General features: G+C 72.2%; 22 protein-coding genes and 3 tRNA genes. 21 read left to right on the top strand and 4 right to left on the bottom strand.

Going from position 1 to position 19,716, the window contains the following annotated elements:
• The first annotated feature begins 314 nt into the window (after window positions 1-314).
• From BUE48_RS17160 to BUE48_RS17140, 5 genes are all read left to right on the top strand, one after another.
• Window positions 315-391, top strand: a tRNA-Leu gene (locus tag BUE48_RS17160).
• Between the two features lies 1 nt (window position 392).
• Window positions 393-466 (top strand) — tRNA-Leu (locus BUE48_RS17155).
• 333 nt (window positions 467-799) lie between these two features.
• Window positions 800-881: transfer RNA gene (locus tag BUE48_RS17150), tRNA-Tyr, on the top strand.
• Between the two features lie 387 nt (window positions 882-1,268).
• Entirely contained in the window at window positions 1,269-1,709 is a 441-nt protein-coding gene (locus tag BUE48_RS17145; RefSeq protein ID WP_012853772.1) for an RrF2 family transcriptional regulator, read from the top strand.
• Window positions 1,710-1,788: 79 nt separating this feature from the next.
• Entirely contained in the window at window positions 1,789-2,988 is a 1,200-nt protein-coding gene (locus BUE48_RS17140; RefSeq protein ID WP_012853771.1) for a globin domain-containing protein, read from the top strand.
• Here BUE48_RS17140 and BUE48_RS17135 read toward each other — a convergent pair.
• Window positions 2,946-3,656, bottom strand: coding sequence for a helix-turn-helix transcriptional regulator (locus tag BUE48_RS17135; RefSeq protein WP_012853770.1), 711 nt, complete (start codon window positions 3,654-3,656; stop codon window positions 2,946-2,948). The two genes, BUE48_RS17140 and BUE48_RS17135, sit on opposite strands and share 43 nt — an antisense overlap.
• An 18-nt stretch (window positions 3,657-3,674) precedes the next feature.
• Here BUE48_RS17135 and BUE48_RS17130 point away from each other — a divergent pair, with 18 nt between their 5' ends.
• Entirely contained in the window at window positions 3,675-4,577 is a 903-nt protein-coding gene (locus BUE48_RS17130; RefSeq protein ID WP_245536885.1) for an oxidoreductase, read from the top strand.
• A 5-nt stretch (window positions 4,578-4,582) separates the two neighbouring features.
• Here the strand turns inward: BUE48_RS17130 and BUE48_RS17125 are convergent, their stop codons facing one another.
• The 3 genes from BUE48_RS17125 to BUE48_RS17115 are packed head-to-tail and all read right to left on the bottom strand — an operon-like array spanning window position 4,583 to window position 6,018.
• The gene (locus tag BUE48_RS17125; RefSeq protein WP_012853768.1) at window positions 4,583-5,287 is read right to left on the bottom strand and encodes a maleylpyruvate isomerase family mycothiol-dependent enzyme; all 705 of its coding nucleotides are present in this window, start codon (window positions 5,285-5,287) and stop codon (window positions 4,583-4,585) included.
• 37 nt (window positions 5,288-5,324) lie between these two features.
• Window positions 5,325-5,750 carry a DUF3515 domain-containing protein gene (locus BUE48_RS17120; protein WP_012853767.1) on the bottom strand — a complete coding sequence of 142 codons (426 nt, stop codon included), beginning with the start codon at window positions 5,748-5,750 and terminating at the stop codon, window positions 5,325-5,327.
• Window positions 5,751-5,784: 34 nt separating this feature from the next.
• Window positions 5,785-6,018, bottom strand: a complete 234-nt coding sequence (locus BUE48_RS17115) for an Lrp/AsnC family transcriptional regulator (RefSeq protein ID WP_012853766.1) — start codon at window positions 6,016-6,018, stop codon at window positions 5,785-5,787.
• A 108-nt stretch (window positions 6,019-6,126) separates the two neighbouring features.
• On the opposite strand from BUE48_RS17115, the gene BUE48_RS17110 reads away from it, so the two are divergent.
• From BUE48_RS17110 to smc, 15 genes are all read left to right on the top strand, one after another.
• On the top strand, window positions 6,127-7,074 hold the full coding sequence (locus tag BUE48_RS17110) for a thiamine-phosphate kinase (RefSeq protein WP_286990524.1): 948 nt from the start codon (window positions 6,127-6,129) through the stop codon (window positions 7,072-7,074).
• Between the two features lie 228 nt (window positions 7,075-7,302).
• Complete coding sequence (locus BUE48_RS17105; RefSeq protein WP_286990522.1) at window positions 7,303-7,782, top strand: cellulose binding domain-containing protein; 480 nt, start codon at window positions 7,303-7,305, stop codon at window positions 7,780-7,782.
• Between the two features lie 55 nt (window positions 7,783-7,837).
• Window positions 7,838-8,644 (top strand): bifunctional hydroxymethylpyrimidine kinase/phosphomethylpyrimidine kinase, encoded by an 807-nt coding sequence (gene thiD / locus BUE48_RS17100; RefSeq protein ID WP_012853763.1) that lies wholly within the window; start codon window positions 7,838-7,840, stop codon window positions 8,642-8,644.
• Between the two features lie 118 nt (window positions 8,645-8,762).
• Window positions 8,763-9,035 (top strand): hypothetical protein, encoded by a 273-nt coding sequence (locus BUE48_RS17095; protein WP_012853762.1) that lies wholly within the window; start codon window positions 8,763-8,765, stop codon window positions 9,033-9,035.
• Window positions 9,036-9,469: 434 nt separating this feature from the next.
• Window positions 9,470-9,664, top strand: a complete 195-nt coding sequence (gene rpmB, locus BUE48_RS17090) for a 50S ribosomal protein L28 (RefSeq protein WP_012853761.1) — start codon at window positions 9,470-9,472, stop codon at window positions 9,662-9,664.
• A gap of 132 nt (window positions 9,665-9,796) precedes the next feature.
• Window positions 9,797-12,007, top strand: coding sequence for an ATP-dependent DNA helicase RecG (gene recG, locus BUE48_RS17085; protein ID WP_286990519.1), 2,211 nt, complete (start codon window positions 9,797-9,799; stop codon window positions 12,005-12,007).
• A 3-nt stretch (window positions 12,008-12,010) separates the two neighbouring features.
• Complete coding sequence (gene rsmD, locus BUE48_RS17080) at window positions 12,011-12,571, top strand: 16S rRNA (guanine(966)-N(2))-methyltransferase RsmD (protein WP_012853759.1); 561 nt, start codon at window positions 12,011-12,013, stop codon at window positions 12,569-12,571.
• A gap of 138 nt (window positions 12,572-12,709) precedes the next feature.
• Complete coding sequence (gene coaD, locus BUE48_RS17075) at window positions 12,710-13,192, top strand: pantetheine-phosphate adenylyltransferase (protein WP_012853758.1); 483 nt, start codon at window positions 12,710-12,712, stop codon at window positions 13,190-13,192.
• A gap of 145 nt (window positions 13,193-13,337) precedes the next feature.
• A complete protein-coding gene (locus tag BUE48_RS17070; RefSeq protein ID WP_012853757.1) occupies window positions 13,338-13,925 on the top strand; it encodes a YceD family protein in 588 nt (195 codons plus the stop codon).
• A gap of 1 nt (window position 13,926) precedes the next feature.
• Window positions 13,927-14,103 (top strand): 50S ribosomal protein L32, encoded by a 177-nt coding sequence (gene rpmF / locus BUE48_RS17065; RefSeq protein ID WP_012853756.1) that lies wholly within the window; start codon window positions 13,927-13,929, stop codon window positions 14,101-14,103.
• Window positions 14,104-14,407: 304 nt separating this feature from the next.
• Window positions 14,408-15,226, top strand: a complete 819-nt coding sequence (gene rnc, locus BUE48_RS17060) for a ribonuclease III (protein WP_286990515.1) — start codon at window positions 14,408-14,410, stop codon at window positions 15,224-15,226.
• Between the two features lies 1 nt (window position 15,227).
• A complete protein-coding gene (mutM, locus tag BUE48_RS17055) occupies window positions 15,228-16,121 on the top strand; it encodes a bifunctional DNA-formamidopyrimidine glycosylase/DNA-(apurinic or apyrimidinic site) lyase (RefSeq protein WP_286990514.1) in 894 nt (297 codons plus the stop codon).
• Window positions 16,122-16,138: 17 nt separating this feature from the next.
• Window positions 16,139-16,423, top strand: a complete 285-nt coding sequence (locus BUE48_RS17050; protein WP_012853753.1) for an acylphosphatase — start codon at window positions 16,139-16,141, stop codon at window positions 16,421-16,423.
• Between the two features lie 175 nt (window positions 16,424-16,598).
• Window positions 16,599-16,796, top strand: coding sequence for a hypothetical protein (locus BUE48_RS17045; RefSeq protein WP_012853752.1), 198 nt, complete (start codon window positions 16,599-16,601; stop codon window positions 16,794-16,796).
• Between the two features lie 367 nt (window positions 16,797-17,163).
• Window positions 17,164-19,716 (top strand): chromosome segregation protein SMC (gene smc, locus BUE48_RS17040; RefSeq protein WP_286990511.1); only part of this gene is annotated, 2,553 nt, incomplete at its 3' end.

Here is a 19,716-nt window from a genome sequence, read left to right as displayed (position 1 = left end):
GGACGTCGCAAAACACCCACATAGAGGGCAGTCCCATAGCGCCCGCGAAAACCCGTTGCCCTGTCTTCCTTTCTCCTGGCACTGTTATGAACGTCGCCTCACCGAGAACTACGACGGGACCGAGAGAGGAGGACCGGCCATGCCCCAGCTACTTCGCCGACTGCCTGGGACGTCCCTTGCCCGCCACGGCCGGTCCCTGGCGCACTGAGCCTTCTGCACCTTCTCCACACGGCGATCCACTCACTGTGCCGTCCTAAAGGCTCAGAACTCATCCCGGCCGCGACAATCGCGAGCGACTCCTCTCCCAGATCTACGCGGCTCTACTCCAACAGGCAGAGAGGCCACTTTCAGAAAGTGGATGTTCCGGGTTCGACTCCCGGGAGCCGCACCAGGCCCTCGTAGTCCAACCGGCAGAGACGCTTCGTCGAGAGCGAAGAGGCTGCAGGTTCGAATCCTGCCGAGGGCACTGTGGCAAGGGTTCTCTTGGCCGCGCGGTATGTCGCCGGGCTCTGGATCCATGGTGGGCGGCCCTCGTGCAAGGGAAGCCGAATTCAGAGGGCCGCCAGGAATCGGGGCAGGCGCCGGGCGACCTCGTCGGCGTTCCACGCTCAGGTCGTGGCCGGTCTTTGCGGCCTTAAGTCAGGTGGGCGCCGGGAGTGCGGCGGTCATGCGCTGGGCGGCGCCGCAGACGGCTCAGGGGGATCTGTTCGTGGAACGGCCATCGATAATCGATGGCCTCGGTGCAGATCAGGTGCATATCATTCCAATGCCCGCAGCAAGCGGTTGGAAGACCGTTTCCGGGGCGGCGCCGACGTGGGAGAGTCGGGCCTGTCTGTAAAACAGGTGCTTTTGCTGAGCGGGTTCGAATCCCGCCCGCCCCACTTTCTTCTGTGAGAGGGATCGCAGTCTGGTCCTAAGGGCTCTGTGCCGGCCGGCGGTCACGTCACCGCGATCGCACTTGGGGTTCGCGAAGTTCTCCCGTACAAGAAGACCCATACGGTGAAATCGGGTTCCACGGTCTGAGTTCCTGCTCTCGCCCATCGATGCCCATCCGGTGGACGGCGAGGAGGACGGCGGCAACCGGGGCGGCCCCCGGAGGGCGCGTGGACGCCGTCGGCATGTCCCTCCGCCGCGACCACTGGATCGACTCCCATGCACCGGAGACACACCGGCGTCCCAAAGGTTGCTTCATGAGCCGGGGGTCCAGCGGGTGTCCGGACGGGAGTGCAGGGGGCGGGACGAAGGCCATGGCTGGGTAACGTGAAGGTGTGCGGCTTACGAAGTTCACGGACCTGGCCCTGCGAATCTCCATGCGGCTGGCGGTCGCCGATCCCGCAGAGGTCTACACCACCAAACAGGTGGCCGAGGCCGTGGGCGCGCCGTACACGCATGTGGCCAAGGTGGTCAGCAGGCTGCAGCACCTGGGCGTGCTGGAGGCCAGGCGGGGGCGCGGCGGCGGGCTGGTGCTGACCGAGCGCGGCCGCGACGCCTCGATCGGCTGGCTGATGCGCGAGCTGGAGGGCTACGGGGATGTGGCGGGCTGCGAGGACTCGCCGCCCTGCCCGCTGCGCGCCGCCTGCCGGCTGCGCGGCGCGCTGAGCCGGGCCCAGGAGGCCTTCTATGCGGCGCTCGACCCGGTGACGGTGCGGGAGCTGGTGGAGGCGCCTTCCGCGCCGGTGTTCGTCGACCTTCTCGAGCGACGAGTCTGAGGTCACACCCACCCCGGTACTGACAGCCGGCAAGGCGCGGCGATAATACGAGTATCAGATTCCTATTTGGAGGAGCTCGATGCTGTCCGCCAAATCCGCAGACATCGTCCGCGCCACCCTGCCCGCCGTGGCCGGAGCCATCGAGGACATCACCCCCGTGTTCTACGGCAAGATGTTCTCCGCCCACCCCGAACTGCTCCGCGACCTGTTCAACCGGGGCAACCAGGCCAGCGGCGAACAGGCCCGGGCACTGGCGGGCTCGATCGCGGCGTTCGCCCGGATGCTGCTGGAACACCCCGACCGGCGTCCGGACGTGATGCTGTCGCGGATCGCGCACAAGCACGCCTCCGTGGGCATCACCGCCGACCAGTACCCGATCGTCCACCGGCACCTGTTCGCCGCCATCGCCGAGGTGCTCGGCGACGCGATCACCCCCGAGGTCGCCGCCGCCTGGGACGAGGTCTACTGGCTGATGGCGGGAGCCCTGATCGCGGCCGAGGCCAGGCTGTACGCCCAGGCCGGGGTGGCCGACGGGGACGTGTGGCGGCCCTGGAAGGTGGTCGGCCGCCTGGAGGAGACCCCCGAGGTGACGACGTTCATGCTGCGCCCGGCCGACCGGGCGCCCAGCCCGCCGTTCCGGCCCGGCCAGTACGTGTCGGTGCGCGTCCCGCTGCCGGACGGCGCCAACCAGATCCGCCAGTACAGCCTCTCGTGCGCCCCCAACGGCACCGACCGGTGGATCTCGGTCAAGCGGGTGGCCGGCACCGCCACCACCCCGGCCGGCGAGGTCTCCAACTGGCTGCACGACAACGTCCGCGAAGGCGACGTGCTCACCGTCAGCGTCCCCTTCGGCGACACCGTGCTCGACGACGGCCAGTCACCGGTGCTGCTGGCCTCCGCCGGCATCGGCTGCACCCAGACCATCAGCATGCTCGCCCACCTGGCCAACACCGGCTCCCCGCGCCGGGTCATCGTCGTGCACGCCGACCGCAGCCAGGACACCCACGCCTTCCGCACCGAGCTGGACCTGCTGGTGGCCAAGCTCCCCGACGCGCAGGCGCACGTCTGGTACGAGCGGCCGGCGGGGGAGTGGCCCGCCGAACGGACCGGCCTGGCCGACCTGTCCGGCATCGACCTCCCCCAGGACGTCCGCGCCTACCTGTGCGGCCCGCTGCCGTTCATGCGCGCCGTCCGCTCCCACCTGCTGGACCGGGGCGTGCCGCCGTCCCGCATCCACTATGAGGTCTTCGGGCCCGACCTGTGGCTGGCCGACGCCTGAGCCGGCACCAGACCCAGCTGCTGGGCGCGCAGCCCCGCCTGGAAACGGGAGCGCGCGTCCAGCAGCTTCATCAGCCCGGCGACCCGGCGGCGGTAGGTCCGCAGCGACATCCCCAGCCGCCGGGCGGCGGCCTCGTCGGTCAACCCGGCCGCGAGCATGCCCAGGATCCGGCGCCCCTCCTCGTCGGGCATCGGCGGCCGGGCCCGGCGGTAGGCGGCCAGATCGATGGCCGACTCCCAGGCCGCCTGGTACAGCGCACGGATCCCGCGCACCACGTCCGGTGAGCGCACCACGGTGAAGCTGCGCACTCCCCGCTCGATGGGGCCGGCCAGCACCGCCGCCCGCCCGTCCACCAGGATCGTCTCCTGCGGCAGCCCGGCGGGGCAGATCCGCACCTGCGCACCCCGGGCGGCCAGCTCCACCAGGTGCCGTTCGGACTCCTCATCGGCCACGGCGAGCGGGCTGTAAAGCTTGCGGGCGCGCAGGGCGGGCGCCCGGCGGTGCCGCTCGGCCACGATCTCCTCGCGCGCCCCCGGCAACGCCCAGGTCCGCAGGTCGGCGGCGGCGCAGGCGAAGTCCTCCGCGGCGGCGGCCAGCAGCGGCCCCGCCCGTTCCACCAGCTCCCGTTCGCCCCGCAGGACGACGTTGCGGTCCGGATCGGCCGTCATCGGAACCAGTCTGCGGCAATGTGGCAGCAAGCTGCCATCGCCTCGCCTCCCGCCCCGTCCCCGCCGAGGCTGGGGGCCATGCGGAACGAGCACTGGAACCTCGGCGGAGACCTGCAGATCACCCGGATGGGCTTCGGCGCGATGCGGCTGCCCGCCAAGAGCTGGGACGGCCCCGCCGGAGACCGCGACACCGCCCTGGCGGTGCTGCGCCGGGCCGTGGAACTGGGCGTCACCCACATCGACACCGCCGCCTTCTACACCTACGGGGACCTGGCGGCCAACGAACTCATCCGCCAGGCACTGCACCCCTACCCGGAAGGGCTGGTCATCGCCACCAAGGTCGGGCCGCGACTGGATGAGCGGGGACGGCCCTCGGGCGAGCAGACCGCGGGCGAGCTGCGCGCCTCCGTCGAACGCAACCTGCGGGAACTGGGCGTCGACCGCCTCGACCTGGTGTACCTGCGGGTCGGCGGGCTGGGCGGGCCACCGGCCGGATCCATCGCCGACCGGTTCGCCGCGCTGGCCGCCCTCCGGGACGAGGGCCTGATCCGGCACCTGGGCGTCAGCAACGTCAGCGCCGCTCACCTGGCCGAGGCCCGCGCCATCGCCCCCGTCGCCGCCGTGCAGAACAGATACGCGCTGACCGCCCGCGAAGACGACCCGCTGGTGGACGAGTGCACCCGCGCGGGCATCGCCTACGTGCCGTTCTTCCCGCTGTGGGGCCTGCCCGACGAACGCGCCGCCAAGGTCGCCGCCCGGCACGGCGCCACCGCCGCCCAGATCATGCTGGCCTGGCTGCTGGCGCGCTCCCCGGCGATCCTGGCCATCCCCGGCACCTCCTCCCTGCGCCACCTGGAGGAGAACATGGCGGCGACCCGCATCCGGCTCACCGCCGAAGACCTCGCCGAACTCGGCGGGTGAGCCGCTCAGGCCAGGCAGCGCAGCGCGGTGCGCAGGGCGGACGGCAGCGGATGGTCATCGGGCAGCCGGGCGACGGTGGCCGCGATGAACTCCCCCCGCGACAGGTCGGCGCTCTGCTCGCCCAGCCGCACCCGGTAGCGGTCGCCGATCTGCTCCACCCGAACCGGGGTCTTCTTCTCGCTCAATGCGAACAACCCCACCCGGGCGCGCCACTCCGACCGGCCCGGCTCCTCCTCCGCGGCGACCGGCACCCCCACGTCGTCGGCGTGCGTGGCGTACTCGGAGCTGTAGTGGAAGGTCTGCAGGCCCACCGGATACTCCCCGACCATGGTGAGCAGCGTGGCGTCCATGCCGCGTTCGCGCATGCGCCGCCGGGTGTCGCCGTTCTTGTCGCGCCACTCCTGCAGCACCTGCTCCACCGGCACCTGCCGGCGGGTGGCCACGCACCATTCGTTGAAGGAGGTCAGGTCGTTCACCCCCTCTTTCTCCAAGGCGGCGAACAACCCGGCCAGGTCGCCGTCCAGGCAGGCCTGGTTGTACAGCTCCTCCCCGGCCAGATGCCCCAGCACGTCCCGCACGGACCAGCCCGCGCACCGCGACGGGCGGTTCCACTCCTGCTCGGTGAGCCCGCTGAAGTACGCCTCCAGCCGGGCCGCCTCGGCGTCGAAGATGTCGAACGGATCGAGGCCTTTCAGCGGCGTGACGTCCATCACTCCAATCTACGCCGCGCCCGGACGGAGCCCTCCGCTACAGCTCGCCCTCCGGTTTCTCGGGGATGGTGGTCTTGATGGCCTCACCCAGCTCGATCAGCACGTCCCCGGCCGGCTCGTACTTGGCCGGGACGGTCACCTCCACGTAGGCCTGCCGGCCGACCGCGGTGTAGGTCACCGGCCGGCCCTCCGGGTAGGGGAACCAGTGGATCCCGTTGACGGTGACCAGCTGGGCGTCCGGCCGCATCTGCGGCGGCCTGGGCACCCCGCAGCGCAGCGCGATCGCCGGCGACCCCCAGGCGGCGGTCAGCGGCGACTCCGGGGAGGTGTCGCGCCGTGGCTGTCCGTGCACCCGCTCCGGCAGCCGAAGCCCCGCGCACAGCCGCGCCGACGCCGCGTCCGGGCTCGGCACCGGCACCCGTACCGCCTCGTCCCCGCAGCCGGCCAGCGTCGACGCGGCCAAGGCCAGCGTCAGCGCCGAGGCCGGCGCCCGGCGCCTAGATGTGGACGATGGGACACGTGAGCGTACGGGTGATCCCCTCCACCGTCTGAATCTGCGCGACGACGAGCTTGCCCAGCTCGTCCACATTGCGCGCCTCCGCTCGCACGATGACGTCGTATGGTCCGGTCACGTCCTCCGCCTGGGTCACTCCCGGGATTCCCGCGATTTCGCGGGCGACATCGGCTGCCCTGCCTACCTCGGTCTGGATGAGGATGTAGGCCTGCACCATCACGTCCTCCCCGGGCGGAGAAAAAGCCGTTGGACCGCTCACCGTATCGTGGGGGCCGCAAAGTGGGGGAGACGCCCCCGGCAAAACCACGGCCCGGCAGGACGGCAGGTGGACGAGCAGGTACCCGCGACCATCGGTGAACTGGGGGAGTTCGCCCTCATCGAGCGCTTGACGGCCCGGCTGCCGCAGGGGCCGCGGATCGCCCTGGGGCCCGGCGACGACGCGGCGGTGATCGCCGCGCCCGACGGGCGGGTGGTGGCCACCACCGACCTGCTGGTGGAGGGACGGCATTTCCGGCGCGACTGGTCGGGGCCGTATGAGATCGGCTGCAAGGCCGCCGCGCAGAACCTCGCCGACGTGGCGGCCATGGGCGCCCGGCCGACCGCGGTGCTGCTGGGCCTGGCCGCGCCCCCCGGCACCGACCTGGAGTGGGTGCTGCGGGTGGTCGACGGGCTGCGGGACGAGTGCGCGCGGGCCGGGGCCTCGGTGGCCGGCGGTGACGTGGTGCGGGCCCCGCAGATCACATTGGCGGTGACCGCGCTGGGCGACCTGGGCGGCGGCCGTCCGCTGACCCGCGCGGGCGCCCGGCCCGGCGACGTGGTGGCGGTGTGCGGCCGGCTGGGCTTCGCCTCGGCCGGGCTGGAGGTGCTGGCCGCCGGCGGGGACGGCCCCGCCGAACTGGTGGAGGCCCACCGCAGGCCCCGTCCTTTTTATGAGGCGGGCCCCCAGGCCAGGGAGCTGGGCGCCACCGCGCTGGTGGACGTCAGCGACGGCCTGGTGCAGGACCTGGGGCACATCGCGGCCGCCAGCGGGGTGCGCATCGATCTGGACGGGGCCGCTTTGCCGGTGCCGGAAGTGCTCGGCCCCGATGGGCTGCGCCATGTGCTGACCGGCGGGGAGGACCACGCCTTCGCCGGGACCTTCCCTCCCGGCACCGCGCTGCCCGGTGCGTGGACCGTGGTGGGCGGGGTGAGCGCCGCGGCCGGTGACGGCCCCGCCGTCACGGTGGACGGCCGTCCCTGCGCCGCCGCCGGCTGGGATCACTTCCGCTCCTGACCGCACGGAGCCCGCCGGCGGTGAGTGTGATGAAAAGGCGGTAGGGGATTGCCGCTCCTGTGGGCGCGCTTGGTCGCGCTTTGGTATACCTTCCTCTGACTCGAAGAGGACGGAATGGGACGACACACCAAGCTGCCTGAGGGCGATGAAGCCCCCGGCGAGGAACTCCGGCCAGAGCGTTCGCGACGCAGTTGGGGCAAAACGCTGGTCTCGGTACCGCTGCTGCCGATGTTCGCCCTGGTGATCGCCATCGGGGTCGTCTCCTATGCATGGGCCACTTCGCAGATCTCCCTGAACTTCGCCGGTGGCCCACCGCAGCAGGCGCAGGCGGACGCCGGCAGGGACCAGATCCAGCGCCAGGCCCCCGGCGACCAGGTCAGCGGCGAGGGCGGCCGGCGCGGGGTGCTGATCGCCTTCCGCGTCGCCCGCAGGCTGCCCGATGGCTTCACCGGCACGGTGACCATCGCCAACCGCACCAGCCGGCCGATCGACGGCTGGCTGCTGGGCTTCAAGTTCCCCAAGGCCGAGGTGCTGACGCTGGCCAACGCGTCCGTCATCAAAAAGGGGCAGGTCACCTGGGTGCGCAACCCGGCCGATGCGCCGTCGCTGGCGCCCGGCGCCAGCATCCGGCTGACCTTCACCGCCAGCGGCACCGCCACCCGGCCCTCGGTGTGCAAGTTCAACCGGGCCGACTGCAGGCTGGTCTGAGGCGGCCCCACGGCGGCCGGGTGATCGCTCGTCCCGGTTGACTAGGGTGAACTTCATGAATCACACCCCCTCGACCACCCCCGCCCGAGTGCTCACCATCGCCGGATCCGACTCCGGGGGAGGGGCCGGCATCCAGGCCGACCTGAAGACCATGCTCGCCCTCGGCGTGCACGGCATGAGCGTCATCGCGGCGGTGACCGCGCAGAACTCCCTCGGCGTGCAGGGTTACTGGGAGCTGCCGCCCGAGGCGGTGCGGGCCCAGCTGGACTCGGTGCTGTCCGACATCGGCGCGCAGGCGGTCAAGACCGGCATGCTGGCCTCGCCCGTCCTGGTGGAGACCGTGGCCGAGGTGCTGGCCGGCCTGGACGTGCCCGTGGTGGTGGACCCGGTCGGCGTCTCCAAGCACGGCGACCCGCTGCTGGCCCCCGAGGCGGTCGAAGCGGTGCGCGACCGGCTGCTGCCCACCGCCACCGTGGTGACCCCCAATCTGTGGGAGGTCGAGCAGCTCACCGGGATCAAGGTGGTGGACGAGGCGGGGATGCGCCGCGCCGCCGAGGCCGTCAAGGAGCTGGGCCCCCGCTGGGCGCTGATCAAGGGCGGGCATCTGCCCGGCGAGCCCGCCGATCTGCTGTTCGACGGCGAGCGCGAGTACCGCTTCAGCGCTCCCCGGCACGACAACCGGCACACTCACGGCACCGGTTGCACGCTGGCCTCGGCCATCGCCTGCCATCTGGCGCTGGGGGAGGACGTGCCCACCGCGGTCCGGCTGGCCAAGGAGTACGTCACCGGGGCCATCGCGGCCGGCTTCCCCCTGGGCTCGGGCATCGGCCCGGTCCACCACGGCTGGCGGCTTCCCCGATGAGCGGCACTTCAAACATGCCGAAGGTAAAAGATTCGAACATCGGTTGCGCGTAAGGGTAAAGCCGAAACATCCTTCATATATGGCCCGGAACCCGATGGGGTCATTGGAGGACACACCCATGGCGACTCAAGCGCCATCCGGACACCTGGAGGAACTGGCCGGCCGACTGAGCCGTGAGGGGATCTACACCCGGCTGGAGGAGCCGCTCGGCAAACCGCCGATCCTGCACGTCCTCAACCCGCAGCTGCCCGCGGCGGAGGAGCCGGTGATCGTCGAGTCGACCGGCGATGAGGCCTGGTTCTGGTGGGCCTGGGCGGAGCGGATCGCCCCCGCGCGTGACCTCGACACCGCCGTGAGCGGGATTCGCCGCGTGCTCGGCCTCGCAGCCTGAGACCACCCGTTCCACGAAACGAGCCACTTTCCTCCCCGGGACGATGCCCCGGCCGGCTGCTTCCATCCCCCTGCCGGCCGGGGCATCGCCGTGCCCGGACGTGAGCACGCGCAACCCCCGGCCTCCCGCCTGCGAGGGAATGAGCTGCGGCGGGCGCCGCGGCCGTCCCGGCGCCGAGAACTCCGCCCGCGGCGTCCTCCGGTGCGCCCGCGCCGCGGCCGGCCGGTGTTCTCCCTGGTCACAGCGGGAAACATGACAAGACTCCGACGCGGTGACAGCAGGCTCGGCGAGCGCGCCGGCCCCCCTCACCTGGTGGCTGATTCGCGCACTCGAACGCCGGTCGGCTAACCTGACTGGGCGCGCCCGCCAGGGGCGCCATCGGCAAGCGTCTGATCAGGGCGCCCTCACAGCATCGACACTTCTTGGAGTTTCCCGTGGCTTCCGTTTGCGACGTCTGCGGCAAGGGACCCGGTTTCGGCATGCGCGTCTCCCACTCGCACCGCCGCACCTCACGCCGCTGGAACCCCAACATCCAGCGGGTGCGCGCCGTCGTCAACGGTGCGACCAAGCGCATCAACGCCTGCACCTCGTGCATCAAGGCCGGCAAGGTGACCCGCCCGGCCGTCTGAAGACGCCGCTTTCGCGACCGACCGGCAGACCCACCGGCCCACCGGTGGGTCCGCACGCATGCCCGGCACGGGTCCCCGGCCGCCGGTCTCGTCCGCCCGTCTCCGTCGGCGGGGCGCGATAGAAAGTAGGGCGTGGCGAAACTCGACGAGCCGTTGCGCAACCTGCTGGGCGCCAAGACCGCCAAGGTGCTGGCGAGCGGCCTGGAGCTGCACACGGTCGGAGACCTGGTGCACCACTACCCGCGGCGCTACGCCCAGCGCGGGGAGCTGACCGACCTGGACGGTCTGGTCGACGGCGAGCACGTCACCGTCATGGCCGAGGTGACCAAGGTCCAGGGCCGCACCATCCCCCGCTCGCCCGGCTACCTGCTGGAGGTCACCGTCAGCGACGGGCACGGCACCCTCAAGCTCACCTTCTTCGGGCGCAAGGGCGCCTGGCGGGCCGAAAAGGAGCTGTCCCCGGGGGTGCGCGGGCTGTTCTCCGGCAAGGTCACCACCTACCGGCCGCGCGGCGGCGGCCGCCCGCAGCGCCAGCTCACCCACCCGGAATTCCGGGTGCTGCCGGAGGAGGGGTCGGCGGGCGCGGCGGCCCGGGAGTTCGCCGAGGAGATCATCCCGATCTACCCCGCCACCAAGGGCCTGGAGTCCTGGAAGATCGAAGAGTGCGTCCAGATCGTGCTGGACCAGCTCGACCTCGGCCCCGACCCCATGCCCGGGCCGATCCTGCGGCGGCACGGCCTCATCGGCCTGGGCGAGGCCCTGCGCGGCATCCACAAGCCCCGCGACTGGGGCGAGCTGGAACGCGCCCGCCGCCGCCTGAAGTGGGACGAGGCGTTCGTGCTGCAGATCGCGTTGGCCCAGCGGCGCAAGGCGGCCAGTGCGCTGCCGGCCAAGCCCCGCCCGCGCGTCCGCGGCGGCCTGCTGGACGCCTTCGACGCCGCCCTGCCGTTCACCCTCACCGAGGGCCAGCTGCAGGTCGGCGAGGAGATCGCCGCGGACCTGTCCGGCGAGCACCCCATGCACCGCCTGCTGCAGGGCGACGTCGGCGCCGGCAAGACCGTGGTGGCGTTGCGGGCGATGCTGCAGGTCGTCGACGGCGGCGGGCAGGCGGCGCTGCTGGCGCCCACCGAGGTGCTCGCCCAGCAGCACTACCGCTCCATCACCGCCATGCTCGGCCCGCTGGCCGAGGCCGGCCGGCTCGGCGGCGCCGACAAGGCCACCCGCGTGGTGCTGCTGACCGGCTCCCAAGGCGCCAAGGCCCGCCGGCAGGCGCTGCTGGAGGCCGCCTCCGGCGAGGCCGGCATCGTGGTCGGCACCCACGCGCTGCTGCAAGAGCACGTCCAGTTCGCCGACCTGGGGCTGGTCGTGGTGGACGAGCAGCACCGCTTCGGCGTCGAGCAGCGGGACGCGCTGCGGGAGAAGGCCGCCGGCGGCCGCCCCCATGTGCTGGTGATGACCGCCACCCCCATCCCGCGGACGGTGGCGATGACGGTCTTCGGCGACCTGGAGACCTCCACGCTGTCCCAGCTGCCCAGCGGACGCGCCGAGATCAAGACCTTCGTGGTGCCGCCCGAGCGGCCCGCCTTCCTGGCCCGCACCTGGGAACGCATCCGCGAGGAGGTCGCCCAGGGCCGCCAGGCCTACATCGTCTGCCCCCGCATCGGCGCCCAGGAGGACGAGGAGGACGACGCCCCCACGCCCCCACCTGGCCCGGACGACGAGGGCCGCCGCGCCCCGGTGGCGGTGCTGGACCTGCTGCCGCGGCTGGAGGAGGAGCTGCTGACCGGCCTGCGCATCGGGGTGCTGCACGGCAAGCTGCCCCCCGACGACAAGGACGCGGTGATGCGCCGCTTCGCCGCCGGGGAGATCGACGTCCTGCTGGCCACCACGGTCGTGGAGGTCGGGGTGGACGTGCCCAACGCCACCGTCATGGTGATCATGGACGCCGACCGGTTCGGGGTCTCCCAGCTGCACCAGCTGCGCGGCCGGGTCGGCCGCGGTTCGCTGCCGGGACTGTGCCTGCTGGTCACCGACGCCGAACCCGGCAGCCGCGCCCGGCAGCGGCTGGACGCGGTCGCCTCCACCACCGACGGCTTCGCCCTCTCCCGCCTGGATCTGGAACAGCGCCGGGAGGGGGACGTGCTGGGCGCCGCCCAGGCCGGCCGTCACTCCAGCCTGCGGCTGCTGACCCTGCTCAAGGACGAGGAGCTGATCCGCACCGCCCGCACCGAGGCGACCGCGCTGGTGGAGGCCGACCCCGACCTGCAAGGCCATGCCGCCCTGGCCGCCGAGCTGGCCGTCATGCTCGATGAAGAACGCGCCGGCTTCCTGGAGAAGGCCTGACCGATGAGCAGAGTCATCGCCGGAACGGCCAGGGGACGGCGGCTGGCCGTACCCGCCGGGCGGGACACCCGTCCCACCAGCGACCGGGCCAGGGAAGGGCTGTTCGCCACGGTCGGCGCGCTGCTCGGCCCGCTGGAGGGGCTGCGGGTCGCCGACCTGTTCGCCGGGTCGGGCGCGGTGGGGCTGGAGGCGCTGTCGCGGGGCGCCGCCTGCGCCCTGCTGGTGGAGTCCCACCCCCGCGCGGTCAAGGTGATCCGGCGCAACATCGAGACGCTGGGGCTGCCCGGCGCGCACCTGGTCGCCGACCGGGTGGAACGCGTGCTGCGCCGGCCCCCTGAGGAACCCTATGACCTGATCTTCCTGGACCCGCCGTACGCGCTGGCCGACGAGGCGGTGACCGGCCTGCTGGAGACGCTGCGCGGGCAGGGCTGGACGGCCGAGGACGCCCTGGTGGTGGTGGAGCGTTCGGCGCGCGGGGAGGCGCTGCGCTGGCCGCAGGGGTACGCCCCCGACCGGGACCGCCGCTACGGGGAGGCGGTTTTGTGGTACGGACGGGCCGTCTGACGGCTCCGGTGAGGTCCCGGCACTCGATAAGGGGTATGCCGGGCGAAAGCCCTGTTGGGACGGTTTGGTACGGTCACGCCGCGGATCGTCCCTCGGGGGAGCGGGTGGGCGACGTAGGCCGAAGGAAGGGAAGAGCTCGTGCGCCGTGTCCTTTGTCCCGGGTCGTTCGACCCCGTCACCAATGGGCACCTCGACATCATCAGTCGGGCGTCCAAGCTCTATGACGAAGTCGTCGTCGGGGTGCTGATCAACATCTCCAAAAAGAGCCTGTTCACCGTCGATGAACGGGTGGAGATGATCCAGGAGGTCACAAAGGAATACGGGAACGTCAAGGTGGACAAGTTCCACGGCCTGACCGTGGACTACTGCCGCCAGCACGGCATCCAAGTGATCGTCCGCGGCCTGCGCGCGGTCAGCGACTTCGACTATGAGCTGCAGATCGCCCAGATGAACCACCGGATGTCGGGGGTGGAGACCTTGTTCATGGCCACCAACCCGCTGTATGCGTTCCTGTCCTCCAGCCTGATGAAAGAGGTCGTCAAGTACGGCGGCGACGTCTCCGGGCTGGTGCCCGAACTCGTCCAGCAGCGCCTGGTGGAGCGGCTGCGCGAGGAGAGCTGAGGAAGCCCCGCCCGCCCGTGCGCTTCCGCCCCGGGAGCCGGCCGCGCGGCCGCCGGGCCGCCGCCGAGTTGGGTCAGCTCCCCGCTGTTGGGTAACCTTGGCAGTCGGCGCCGTTCGGCTGCCTCCAGACGTCTGAAGATCCGTCATGTCCCACGAAAGCAGGAGAGCTCTGATCCGCCTCGATCCGCATGCCCCGCTGGTGCTCGACACCCGAGCACTGGACCGGCGACCCGGATCGATGCGCGAGCTCACCCGCACCGTGGCGGCCCCGGCGGATCTGGGCGTGGAGATGGTCGGCGTTCCCGAGGGCGCGGACATCGAGCTGGAGCTGCGGCTGGAGTCCGTGATGGAGGGCGTGCTCGTCACGGGTACGGCGCGGATGCCGCTCACCGGGGAGTGCGCACGCTGCCTGGACCCGCTGGAGGACACCTTCGAGGCGGAGTTCCAGGAGCTGTTCGTCTACCCCGACACCCGCTCCGGCGGGGAGGCCGACGAAGACGAGCGCCGGATCGAGGGCGACCTGATCGACCTGGAGCCGGTGCTGCGGGACACGGTGGTGCTCGCACTGCCGCTGTCTCCGCTGTGCCGGGACGACTGTCCCGGATTGTGCCCCGAGTGCGGCGTACGGCTGGCGGACGCCGAGCCCGACCACCGCCACGAGGCCGCCATCGACCCCAGGTGGGCGGCGCTGCGGGGCCTGACCGACCGACCACACGACAAGCAGGAGGGCTGAAGTGGCCGTCCCCAAGCGGAAGAAGTCGCGCAGCAACACGCGGCACCGGCGCTCGCAGTGGAAGGCCACCGCGCCGAACCTGGTCCCGTGCCCCACGTGCCGCGAGCCCAAGATCCAGCACCGGGCCTGCGAGCACTGCGGCACCTACAACCGCCGCCAGGTCATCGCGCAGAGCTGACCCGGTGACGTCCGGGGGCGGGACGCGCCGCGCGACCGCCCCCGCCGGCGCTTTCCGGCGGGCCCGGGCCATGCGGCCGGGCGTGCCGGGCAAAGCGCCTTTCCGTTCGATTGCTCCGTTCGATTGTCAGGCAGTGACCGCCGGGCGACGGCGAAGGAGAGGGCGAGCGTCCCTCACCGGACCCGGACAGGGTGGAGCCCGAGGCCGTGGTGCACGCCGGGGACCGTGCTCCGGCGCGCACCTCGTCTTCGTGGAACCTCCCCGCGGGAGGAGCACCGGCGAGGCCGGTCTGTTTCGTCCCGTGATGACGCACGGCGGCATCCAGGCCCGCCAGGAGGATTCCGTGACCGCCAAATCGGCACCCGAGCCCGTCCCCGACCCGGCCGAACTGGAACGCGCGCTGGGCGTCTCGATCAGCCGGGAGCTGCTGGAACGCGCTTTGACGCACCGTTCCTACGCCTATGAGAACGGCGGCCTGCCCACCAATGAGCGCCTGGAGTTCCTGGGCGACTCGGTGCTCGGGCTCGTCGTCACCGACACCCTGTTCCGCAACCACCCCGACCTGCCCGAGGGGCAGCTGGCCAAGCTGCGCGCCGCGGTGGTCAACATGCGGGCGCTGGCCGGGGTGGCCCGGTCGCTGGGCGCCGGCGCCTACATCCGGCTGGGCCGCGGCGAGGAGGGCACCGGCGGACGCGACAAGACCTCGATCCTGGCCGACACCCTGGAGGCCCTGATCGGCGCGGTCTACCTGGAGCACGGCCTGGACGAGGCGGCCAAGCTGGTGCACCGGCTGTTCGACAGCCTGATCGACAAGTCCGCCAGCCTCGGCGCGGGCCTGGACTGGAAGACCTCGCTGCAGGAGCTGACCGCCGAAGAGGAGCTGGGCGTCCCCGAGTACCACGTCGCCGAGAGCGGCCCGGACCACCAAAAGACCTTCCGCGCCACCGTGCGGGTGGGCGGGGTCACCTACGGCTCCGGCGAGGGCCGCAGCAAGAAGGAGGCCGAGCAGCGCGCCGCCGAGGCCACCTGGCACGCCATCAAGGAGATGTCGGCCAAGCGCAAGGGCGGCAAGTCCGAAGGCAAGTCCGACGGCAAGGACGACAAGGCGAGCGCCGGCGGCTGAGGTGCCCGAGCTTCCCGAAGTCGAGGTCGTCCGGCGGGGCCTGGAGCGCTGGGTGAGCGGCCGCACCGTCGCCGCCGCCGAGGTGCTGCATCCGCGTGCGGTCCGCCGCCACGTCGGCGGCGCCGCCGATTTCACCGCACGGCTGATCGGGAACACGATCGGCGCCGCCCGCCGCCGCGGCAAGTACCTGTGGCTGCCCCTGGCGGAAGGCGGCGGCGCCATCGTGGCCCACCTGGGCATGAGCGGCCAGCTGCTGGTCGGCGACCCCGCCCGTGCCCGGCAGCGGCATCTGCGGGTCCGCCTGACGTTCACCGACGGCGGTCATGACCTGCGGTTCGTCGATCAGCGCACCTTCGGGCACCTGATGGTCGCCGAGCTGGTCCCCGACGCCTTCGGCCGCGCCGGAAAGGAGGCGGAGGCGGCCGTTCCCGCGCCGGTGGCGCATATCGCCCCCGATCCCCTGGAGCCCGCCTTCGACGATGAGGCGTTCTACCGGGCGCTGCGCCGCCGCCGCACCGGTATCAAACGGGCATTGCTGGATCAATCATTGATCAGCGGGGTCGGCAATATCTACGCCGACGAGGCATTGTGGCGGGCCCGGTTGCACTGGGCCCGGGCGACGGAGAATCTCACCCGGGCGGAAGTGAGCCGGGTGCTGGAAGGGGTGCGTGAGGTCATGACGGCCGCGCTGGCCGCCGGCGGCACTTCCTTCGACCGGTTGTATGTCAACGTCAACGGCGAAAGTGGATATTTCGAACGGTCCTTGGAGGCATACGGGCGACGGGGCGAACCGTGCAGCCGGTGCGGCACGCCCATCCGCCGCGATGTCTTCATGAACCGTTCTTCCTACAGTTGTCCCAAGTGCCAGCCCCGGCCGCGGCGTCCCCGCCTTTGATTTCCTACGATCGTGCCGTGGAGGAAACAGCGTCGGCACGGTTGACGGCCTGGGTTCAAGGGCACGTTCAAGGCGTAGGTTTTCGCTGGTGGGTGCGGTCCCGCGCACTGGAGTTGGGCCTGGTCGGCTCGGCTGCCAACCTGCGGGACGGGCGAGTGGAGGTGGTCGCCGAAGGACCTCGCGATCGTTGCGCGCGCCTGCTGGAACTGTTGCGCGGTCCAGGCACTCCCGGACGGGTCGACTCGGTCGTTGAACGGTGGAGCGAACCCCGTGGCGACCTGGTCGGTTTCGTCGAGCGGTGACGGGTGGGGGAAACGGGTTTGCACCTGCTAAACTTGTGTCGACAGGTTGTTACCGGCCCGTGATGTCTGTCTTGACCGGCACCCTGGCTGGTGCGACTCTAGATGATACGCGCACCGTAATGAACGTTCTCGGGCGCGATTCCTGCTGGTTGCTCAGCGTGGAGGACCCTTAATCATGGCGAAGGCTCTACTCGGCCACGTCGGCGGTCCCGACCCCCGGATGGTCGCGGAGATGCGGCGCCTTCAGCAGCGTGTACGTGACCTGGAGGCCGAGCTCGTTCGGCTCCAGGCGGAGAACGACGCGCTGGCTGCGCAGGCCCGCGACGACGTGTTGGCACTGGGAGTGAAGGACCGCGAACCGGCACTGACCTGACGGCGCCGCGAGAGGAAACATCAGGGACGTCGGAGGTCGACGTCCCTTCTGTTTTGCCTTTTTCCTCCCACCCGCCGCTGGCCCGCCCGCCTTCGCATTCTCGTGATCATGGGTGCGGGACGCAGCCGGACGTGGCACATTGGGGCATGCGGCCCGTGGCCGCGTGCATCGCCGCGGCGGGCGGTATCGTTCGCACTGAACCTTTTCACCCGCGTACTGCCTGATCACAGCGGTGCCGGCGGGAGCCGCGGCAGAGGCGGCACCGCGCGGCGGCCCCGCGGGAAGGTTCACCGGCCGATCAGCGAGTCGGGGGCATCGCGATCCGCCTCGGGTGCGACCCCCATGGGAGGGCAAGGAGAGTCCGCGCGTGTACCTCAAGAGCCTGACATTGCGCGGTTTCAAGTCCTTCGCCTCCTCCACCACGCTGCGCTTCGAACCCGGCATCACCTGCGTGGTGGGCCCCAACGGCTCCGGCAAGTCCAACGTCGTGGACGCCCTGGCCTGGGTGATGGGCGAGCAGGGCGCCAAGTCGCTGCGCGGCGGCAAGATGGAGGACGTCATCTTCGCCGGCACCGCCAGCCGCCCCCCGCTGGGCCGCGCCGAGGTCATCTTGACCATCGACAACTCCGACGGCGCCCTGCCCATCGACTACTCCGAGGTCACCATCAGCCGGCTGATGTTCCGCTCCGGGCAGAGCGAGTACGCCATCAACGGCGACCCCTGCCGGCTGCTGGACGTCCAGGAGCTGCTGTCGGACTCCGGCATCGGCCGCGAGATGCACGTGATCGTCGGCCAGGGGATGGTGGACACCGTCCTGCACGCCGGCCCCGATGGGCGGCGCGCGGTGATCGAGGAGGCCGCCGGGGTCCTCAAGCACCGCAAGCGCAAGGAAAAGGCGCTGCGCAAGCTGGAGGCGATGCAGGCCAACCTCAACCGCGTCCAGGACCTGACCGCCGAGCTGCGCCGCCGCCTCAAGCCGCTGGGCCGGCAGGCCGAGATCGCCCGCAAGGCCGCCGTCATCCAGGCCGAGCTGCGCGACGCCAAGGCCCGGCTGCTGGCCGACGACCTGGTCACCTTGCGCACCAGGCTGGAGCGGGAGGAGGCCGACGAGGCCGCGCTGCAGCGCCGCCGGGCCGAGGTCGAACAGGCCCTGGCCGCCGCCCAGCAGCGCGAGGCCGAGCTGGAGGCCGCCGAGCAGGCCGCCGCGCCGGTGCTGGCCCGCGCCCAGGACACCTGGTTCCGCCTGGCCTCCCTCAAAGAGCGGCTGCAGGGCGTGGCCGACCTGGCGGCCGAACGGCACCGCAACGCCTCCGAGGAGACCGGCGAGGAACGCCGCGGCCGCGACCCCGAAGAGATGGAACGCGAGGCCGCCGCCGTCCGCGAGCAGGAAGAGCAGCTGCGCGCCGCCCTGGAGGAGGCCCAGGCCGCCCTGGAGGAGGCGGTGCGGGCCCGCGCCGAGGCCGAGGACGCGCTGCGCGAAGAGGAACACCGCCTGCAGGCCGCCGCCCGCGCCGCCGCCGACCGCCGCGAGGCGCTGGCCCGGCTGCGCGGCCGGCTCGAGGCGCTGCGCAGCAAGGCCCAGGCCGGCGAGGCGGAGATCGGCCGGCTGAGCGAGGCCCGCGCCGAGGCGCTGCGGCGGGCCGAGGCCGCACAGGCCGAGTACGAGGCGTTCGACGCCCAGGCCGCCGAGGACCCCGAGCTGGCCGCCGAGCACGAGATGGCCCAGCGGGCCCTGACGGAGGCCAAGGCGGCGGCCGAGGCGGCCCGCGCCGCCGAGGAGGAGCCTCGCCGGCAGCTCAAGGCCGCCCGGGCGGCCGTGGCCGCCGCCCGCGCCGCCGACCAGGCCGCCCAGAAAGAGGTCACCGCCCTGCAGGCCCGCATCGAGGCGCTGGAGCTGACGCTGGGCAGCGCCGTCGACGGCGGGGAGGTGCTGCTGGCCGGCGACCTGGAGGGCGTGCTGGGCACCCTGGCGTCCCTGCTGACCGTCGAGGCCGGCTATGAGAACGCGGTGGCCGCCGTGCTGGGCGACGCCGCGCAGGCCATCGCCGTCGGCTCGCTGGAGGCCGCACGCGCCGCGCTGGAACTGCTGCGCTCCCGCCGGGCCGGCCGCGCCGCCATGGTCGTCGGCGGCGGCCCCGACGAGCACGAGCCGGCCGTGCCCGGGGTGCGGTACCTGGCCGATGTGATCGACGTCCCCGAGCAGGTGCGGCCGGCCCTGCGGCATCTGCTGCGCGGGGTGGTCGTGGTCGACGGTCTGCAGGAGGCCGCCGACCTGGTGCGGCGCGAGCCGTCCCTGCGGGCCGTCACCCGTGAAGGGGACCTGCTGGGGGCGCACTGGGCGCAAAGCGGCGGCACCGGCGGCGCCCAGAACCTGCTGCAGACGCGCACCGCCTTGGACGAGGCGACCGGGGCGCTGGAGAAGGCGCAGTCCCGCGCCGCGGAGACGGCCGCCGCCCTGCAGGCCGCGCAGGAGGCCGAAAGCCGGGCCCAGGCGGCGCTGGAGGAGGCCCAGGCCGCCGCCCAGCAGGCGCAAAACGGGGTCGGGCAGGCCCAGGCCGCCTTGGACCGGGTGCGCGGCAGGCTGCGGGAGTTCGAGGCCCGCGCCGCCCAGGAGGCCAAGCGGGCCGCCCGGCTGGAGGCGGACGTGCGGGCCGCCCGCGGCGAGGTGGAACGGCTGACCAAGGCGCTGGATGCCGCCGCGCAGGCCCGCGAGCAGGACCTGGCCGCCGCCGAGGAGCTGGCCGAGCAGCTGGCCGAACAGGAGGCCGCCGCCGAGGCCGCCGACGACCTCGGCGAGGACACCACCGCCCGGGACATGCTGGCCGAGCGCGCCCAGCAGGCCCGCGCGGCCGAGATGGAGGCCCGCCTGGCGGTGCGCACCGCCGAAGAACGCGTGCGGGCCATCGCCGGACGGGCCGAG

The sequence above is a fragment of the Thermomonospora sp. CIF 1 genome (assembly GCF_001896795.1).
Lineage (GTDB): Bacteria > Actinomycetota > Actinomycetes > Streptosporangiales > Streptosporangiaceae > Thermomonospora > Thermomonospora curvata.
The sequence above is the reverse complement of the archived record's forward strand: the minus strand, read 5'-3'. Positions and strand labels throughout refer to the sequence as shown.

Excerpts from the sequence above, each read along its gene's own strand:
- BUE48_RS17125 (WP_012853768.1), bottom strand. The coding sequence starts at position 5,287 with ATGGACGTCACGCCGCTGAAAGGCCTCGATCCGTTCGACATCTTCGAC.
- BUE48_RS17070 (WP_012853757.1), top strand. The coding sequence starts at position 13,338 with ATGTCCCACGAAAGCAGGAGAGCTCTGATCCGCCTCGATCCGCATGCC.
- BUE48_RS17135 (WP_012853770.1), bottom strand. The coding sequence starts at position 3,656 with ATGACGGCCGATCCGGACCGCAACGTCGTCCTGCGGGGCGAACGGGAG.
- rnc (WP_286990515.1), top strand. The coding sequence starts at position 14,408 with ATGACGCACGGCGGCATCCAGGCCCGCCAGGAGGATTCCGTGACCGCC.
- BUE48_RS17115 (WP_012853766.1), bottom strand. The coding sequence starts at position 6,018 with ATGGTGCAGGCCTACATCCTCATCCAGACCGAGGTAGGCAGGGCAGCC.
- rsmD (WP_012853759.1), top strand. The coding sequence starts at position 12,011 with ATGAGCAGAGTCATCGCCGGAACGGCCAGGGGACGGCGGCTGGCCGTA.
- BUE48_RS17140 (WP_012853771.1), top strand. The coding sequence starts at position 1,789 with ATGCTGTCCGCCAAATCCGCAGACATCGTCCGCGCCACCCTGCCCGCC.
- thiD (WP_012853763.1), top strand. The coding sequence starts at position 7,838 with ATGAATCACACCCCCTCGACCACCCCCGCCCGAGTGCTCACCATCGCC.
- BUE48_RS17045 (WP_012853752.1), top strand. The coding sequence starts at position 16,599 with ATGGCGAAGGCTCTACTCGGCCACGTCGGCGGTCCCGACCCCCGGATG.
- BUE48_RS17095 (WP_012853762.1), top strand. The coding sequence starts at position 8,763 with ATGGCGACTCAAGCGCCATCCGGACACCTGGAGGAACTGGCCGGCCGA.
- BUE48_RS17130 (WP_245536885.1), top strand. The coding sequence starts at position 3,675 with ATGTGGCAGCAAGCTGCCATCGCCTCGCCTCCCGCCCCGTCCCCGCCG.
- BUE48_RS17105 (WP_286990522.1), top strand. The coding sequence starts at position 7,303 with ATGTTCGCCCTGGTGATCGCCATCGGGGTCGTCTCCTATGCATGGGCC.